The sequence below is a fragment of the Candidatus Manganitrophaceae bacterium genome, assembly GCA_012960925.1.
In the GTDB taxonomy this organism is placed as follows: Bacteria; Nitrospirota; Nitrospiria; order SBBL01; family JAADHI01; genus DUAG01.
The window spans coordinates 4,631-9,620 of record DUAG01000075.1 but is presented as its reverse complement, the minus strand read 5'-3'; the positions used below and the strand labels follow the sequence as shown (position 1 = coordinate 9,620).

8 protein-coding genes are annotated in these 4,990 nt (G+C 49.0%); 3 read left to right on the top strand and 5 right to left on the bottom strand.

All coding sequences use genetic code 11. The features are described from left to right. The 5 genes from EYQ01_10450 to EYQ01_10430 all read right to left on the bottom strand — a co-directional run. Positions 1 to 146 (bottom strand): ATP-binding protein (locus EYQ01_10450; GenBank protein HIE66205.1); only part of this gene is annotated, 146 nt, incomplete at its 3' end. A 93-nt stretch (positions 147 to 239) separates the two neighbouring features. Continuing rightward, positions 240 to 536, bottom strand: coding sequence for a helix-turn-helix domain-containing protein (locus EYQ01_10445; protein HIE66204.1), 297 nt, complete (start codon positions 534 to 536; stop codon positions 240 to 242). Continuing rightward, positions 533 to 877, bottom strand: coding sequence for an addiction module toxin RelE (locus EYQ01_10440; GenBank protein ID HIE66203.1), 345 nt, complete (start codon positions 875 to 877; stop codon positions 533 to 535). The genes EYQ01_10445 and EYQ01_10440 overlap by 4 nt, the downstream gene beginning before the upstream one ends. Positions 878 to 1,036: 159 nt before the next feature. Beyond that, positions 1,037 to 2,023 carry an integrase gene (locus tag EYQ01_10435; protein HIE66202.1) on the bottom strand — a complete coding sequence of 329 codons (987 nt, stop codon included), beginning with the start codon at positions 2,021 to 2,023 and terminating at the stop codon, positions 1,037 to 1,039. 125 nt (positions 2,024 to 2,148) lie between these two features. After that, entirely contained in the window at positions 2,149 to 2,352 is a 204-nt protein-coding gene (locus tag EYQ01_10430; protein ID HIE66201.1) for a hypothetical protein, read from the bottom strand. 169 nt (positions 2,353 to 2,521) lie between these two features. Between EYQ01_10430 and EYQ01_10425 the strand changes: the two genes are divergently transcribed. The 3 genes from EYQ01_10425 to EYQ01_10415 form a co-directional block, all read left to right on the top strand. After that, positions 2,522 to 2,791: an antitoxin gene (locus EYQ01_10425; protein ID HIE66200.1), complete on the top strand. Its 270-nt coding sequence runs from the start codon at positions 2,522 to 2,524 to the stop codon at positions 2,789 to 2,791. Further along, positions 2,784 to 3,095, top strand: coding sequence for a type II toxin-antitoxin system RelE/ParE family toxin (locus tag EYQ01_10420; protein ID HIE66199.1), 312 nt, complete (start codon positions 2,784 to 2,786; stop codon positions 3,093 to 3,095). Before EYQ01_10425 ends, EYQ01_10420 begins: the two co-directional genes overlap by 8 nt. Before the next feature lie 863 nt (positions 3,096 to 3,958). Beyond that, positions 3,959 to 4,990: hypothetical protein (locus EYQ01_10415; protein HIE66198.1), on the top strand; the 1,032-nt coding region annotated here is incomplete at its 3' end.

The window sequence follows — 4,990 nt, the reverse complement described above, 5'->3', positions numbered from 1 at the left end:
GTCAACCGTTCACTGCCGGTCACTTCGGTCCAGTTTTCGAACGGCAGGTTGGTTGTCACCATTACGCTGGTCCGCTCGTAGGCCCGACTGACAACTTCAAAGAGCAGTTCGGCTCCGGTTTTGGAGAATGGGACATTAGGGAGCAACGGAACGTAAAACCGGGTTAATTTACCTTAGCGTACCAACGGCCATACAGCGGCACGGTCCCAATCCTATGAACTATTGGACTTCAAACCCCTTTACGCCTCAATCAGCAAGGTTTCACGAACCAATTGAGGGGCACGGTTAAGAAGGATAAGGAAGTTCTTAGCCACTCCCCGGGGGGCACTTCGACCTTGCTCCCACTCTTGCAGGGTTCGAACGCTAAAGCCGAACTGGTTCGCAAACTCGCTCTGGCTCATGTTGAGACTTTGACGAATCTTTTTGACGTTAATATCGTCTGGGATATGGATGCGGTAATTCATAAGGTCCGCTTTGCCTTCAGCAAATTCCAGAGCCTGTTTCGCACTTTTAATGAGTCGTTGTCCAGCAGTCATGTTTTTCTCCTTCGATACGCTTCGGCAATTCCAGCCAAAAGCTTCTTTAAGGCATTCTTCTCTGCGTGAGTCAGCGTTACCTTTTCTCCCTTGGTGTATACGTCGAGCAGGAAAACGGGAATATCCATACCGCTAAAAAACGTGATTACGCGGTAGCCACCACTTTTTCCCTTTCTCTTTCCGGAAAAGCGAACCTTTCTTGCACCACCGGTCCCAGATATGTCGTCTCCTGCATCTGGCGTTCGCGCCAAGAAATCGCGCATATGTTCCAATTCCTCATTGGTGACGTCAGCCCTTTTTGCGTGCTTAATAAACTCCGGAGTTTCGATAACGGTCTGCATACTCCATGCTTTTCTCAAGTATACGTGTATCACGTATAGAAGGCCAGAGTTCTTTGAAGAAACTGCAATTCAGACAATAGGGTGGGGTTTCATGTGAAATCGCTCACTGCCGTAATGGATGCGACTGAAATCGACAGAGAAGGGAGATCATGCAACAGATCAAATCGATATGCGCTCAATCTCGTCCAGCGTGAGATCGTCGTCGCGCCTGTCGTAAAGACCGGTAGTTCTCGGGCTTTCGTGCCCGGCCATCCGCTGAGCGGTTTCGAGCTTTCCGCCGTTGCTCAGGTAGTTGGTAATTCCGGTCGCCCGGAACGAGTGACTTCCGATCGCCGTGGCAATTCCGGCTTCCCGGGCACGTCTTCGGATCATCCGCCAGGCGTCGGCCTGGGCCATCGGCCTGCCGGTCAAAGCTGTGGAACGACCTCGGAATGTCTGAAAAAGAAGAGCGTTCTTTCTGCCGACCATCCCGGCGGCCTCGATGTAGGCGTCCATGAATTCCTCCAGCTTGTGATGCGCAGGCATTTCAACGACCTTGGCGTTTTTCTCATGAAGCCGCAGCCACCAGCGTTTGCCCTGAACGTAGTAATCCTCAACCTTCATGGACAGAACCGCATCGACCCGGGCGAAGGTGTAGACCATGGCTCCGATGAGAGCCCGGTCCCGAAGCCCCGGCAACCTGGAGACATCAATACTCTCGAAAAGCTCCTTGGCTTCCTCCTCGGTCAGAACCGGGGTTTTTCCTTTCCTGACAACATGCTTGGGGCCGCGAACGGCCGCCGCAGGATTGACGGGAACGATCTGACCGATGACCAGCCAGTCGAAAAGCATCCGGAGGGTTGCGAGCGTCTGTTTGACCGACGGAGCGGCCGATTCATGACTGATTTCCTCGATATATGCAGCGAGGTGCATGGAGGTGATGTCCGCCAGTCCGAGGCGGCGGAATTCAGCCCAGCTGAAGAAATGCGCCGCGTTGCGGAAATAAGCCCGGCGGGTGTGGCGGTTGCGAATCCTGGCGGCAAAGAATTCCAGAAAGCGGTAGGCGGCTTTTTCACCGGCGTCGGCAACAGGGACGGGCACTAGGTCGAATCCGTATGCGGCGACGAGTTCGATGGATTTTTCCCGGACGATCAGTTCATCGGTCATTTTGGGTTCCTGCTGTCAGGTTATTGTTAAGTATGATAACGTCCTTTATCATGCTTAATAATATCACGCCTGTCCAGCCTTTAACTGGGCAATATGGTCGATCGATGTCCCGTGTGATTCGAAAATCAATTCCTTTTCCCGAGCTCGTATGCTCCGCATCTGAAATCCGATTCTCCCTGCTGGTCAAACCGGTTGAGATTGCAGAGCATCTCTTCATTCGGATCTCCGTCCTTTGCGCACGAAACGCAGAGAGACGGTTTTGAAACAATGTCGGGATTCATTTCGTTCCCGTCATCGTCAAAATATCGAATGTTGCTGGAATCGTTCATTGTTTTTGATGTGTCTGACCGAAAACACCCCGCTTTCACAAAGCGAAAGTCGAGCTTAATCGAGAGGGCTTGCCCCTGATCCTACTTCGACCCACATTTGATCATTCTTGCATTTTTGTGGTTATTCTGCAAAAAAAAAGACAATGAAAAATAAACCGGAGTCACGCCCATGAGCCGCATTTCGATTGATGTAAGCGAAGAAGATCACAAACGCATCAAGGCCCTGGCCGCTTTGAAAGGTGTTACGCTCAAAGAATACATGCTGAAAAGTGCCCTTGATGCACCGGAAGAGAGCGAGGAAGAAGCCCTGGAAGAACTGGAAACGTTTTTACGGGCCCGCATTCGCCAAGCCGAAACTCAAGGCGTGAGTTCGCGCACGGTGGATGAGATTTTTGATTCTGTGTGCGCGGAAAAAGGAATAGAGCCTCAGCATGGCTGATTACGAACTGGCCCCAGAAGTCGAAAGCGACCTGGAAGGAGTTTTTGACTACACGATTGATCGATGGGGCATCGATCAATCCTACCGCTACAAGGGAAAACTGGCGGCACATTTCAGACGGATCGGACAGGGAAAAGCAATAACACGGACCTTCTTGAATCGTTCTCCTGTCTTGCAAGTTTCTCGCTGCGAGCATCATTACGTCTTTCATCTCATCCGGGAAAACAAGCCGCATTTAATCGTTGCTGTCCTGCATGAGAGCATGGACTTGGTGAGACGCATCAAGAGAAGAATGGATGGATGACACACACTACGATGCGACTTCGGTTTTGAGCTTTTTCACCTGCTTCTCCACCGCAGCAACTCGCCTTTCGATGCTGGTTTTATTTTTCAGACCGTCTTTGAGCGATTGATTCAAAAGTCGTTGATAGGGTATTCATTTTCATTTGCCAGGGAGCGAAGTTCATCAAGTGTTTCGGAATCAATATTGACCGTAATTTTTACTGACGAGGTTTTGGACATTGCTTTCCGAATCGCCTTGGTCCCCTTTTCATCAACCTTTAGATTATTTAGACTGGGTTCTCTCATCGTAGAGTTTTCTAAGTTTTCGCCATTCTGCGGATCCAATGATTCGTATCTTAGTTCCGCGTTTTGTAAATCGTGTGGTTAGCACGTTCATGCGCGGTCTCTTGAGCGAGAAAATCATACTGAAACACTTCAGGTTCGTCACAGTTCAGAGTGGAGATTGAGGATTGGAGTCGGGTGATGGCTTGAGTGTTACACTTTCCGAGGTTCTAAAAACTCCATTCTGATTGAGCGAAAGCAGGCCGAGTTTCCTGATAGGAATGCGTATGGGTGTAAAATCCCAAGTTCTTATACGATAATTTACTCAGGGTAAAAGTCTGTTTTTGGTGGTTTATACTGGTTTTTCTTGCCTCCATACGATAATTCACTCAGGATCATACGATAATTCACTCAGGGTCATACGATAATTCACTCAGGGTCATACGATAATTCACTCAGGTTTTTACGATAATCTACTCAGGAAAGTCGTTGTAAATCGTTGATACTAAGATGGTTTCGGAGCCCTAAACTATAAACTTGTACTTTAAACAATAAACAACAACAGTCTCAGCCTGTGTTGTTGTGATTTTGAGGGAGTTGAAAATGATAAAAGAAAAAGTAAGCGAAAAGAAAGAGGCGGTGGAAGAACAACTGAAGCTGTTCCCTGGTTTCGTTGCTTTCACCGAAGGAAAGGATGAACTCAACATAGCCGAGTTCCCTATTGCCGCGCTTGCCAACCGTCTCAATTCGGACATCAAGACCATCACCTACGAGGACGAAATCACCGACGCAAAAACCGGAGAGCTCGTTCCAAGGAAACTCGTCATCACAGGATCGGACGAATATGGACTTCCGACTTCCTTTGACGATGAAGTGATTCTTGGACTCTTGAATCTAAGTCGGATGCAGGGATTCATGGAACGAGTGGTCACTTTCAACCGCCACCAGATCATCGCGGTGCTTGGCTGGTCAAACCAGGAATACTACTACGACCGCATAAAGGAATCGATAAACCGGTGGCTCGGTGTCTCGCTTTACTATGATAATGCCTGGAGGGACAAAGGCGCAGGCACATGGAAAAGTGGCGGATTCCACTTGGTGGACAATGTAAACTGGGGCAAAAACGGCGAACCTTCGACGGTGACTTGGAATGAGAAGATTTTCGAAAGTTTCAAACAGGGCAATCTAAAATCCCTGGACTTGGAAACTTACAGAAAACTCCATTCTCCAACAGCGAGACGCATCTACCGTTTCCTGGACAAGAGATTCTTCCAGAGGACGTATTGGAAATTCGACCTCGCACATTTTGCTTACAACAAAATCGGACTCAGTCGTACGGCCTACAAGGATATGGCACAGCTCAAGCGGCAACTTAAACCGGCAATCGAACAATTGGAGGCCGCTCAAATCATCATGCCCTGTTCCGTCGAAGATCGATTTACAATGATTGCCCGGGGCAAGTGGAAAATACACTTCCAGAAATTTTCAAAGACACCTCGGGAACCAGTGAACATTGAAATCGTGGTAGAGGAACCAGAGCTCGAATCAAAGCTCGTCTTTCACGGCGTGGGGCGCACTCAGGCACGTAAATTACTCGCTCAATTCGGAGATGATCAGGTGAAAGAGCGACTGGAA

Bases quoted from the DNA above. Each gene is read 5' to 3' on its own strand.
- EYQ01_10430 (HIE66201.1), bottom strand. From the start codon at position 2,352: ATGAACGATTCCAGCAACATTCGATATTTTGACGATGACGGGAACGAA.
- EYQ01_10440 (HIE66203.1), bottom strand. From the start codon at position 877: ATGCAGACCGTTATCGAAACTCCGGAGTTTATTAAGCACGCAAAAAGG.
- EYQ01_10420 (HIE66199.1), top strand. From the start codon at position 2,784: ATGGCTGATTACGAACTGGCCCCAGAAGTCGAAAGCGACCTGGAAGGA.
- EYQ01_10425 (HIE66200.1), top strand. From the start codon at position 2,522: ATGAGCCGCATTTCGATTGATGTAAGCGAAGAAGATCACAAACGCATC.
- EYQ01_10435 (HIE66202.1), bottom strand. From the start codon at position 2,023: ATGACCGATGAACTGATCGTCCGGGAAAAATCCATCGAACTCGTCGCC.
- EYQ01_10445 (HIE66204.1), bottom strand. From the start codon at position 536: ATGACTGCTGGACAACGACTCATTAAAAGTGCGAAACAGGCTCTGGAA.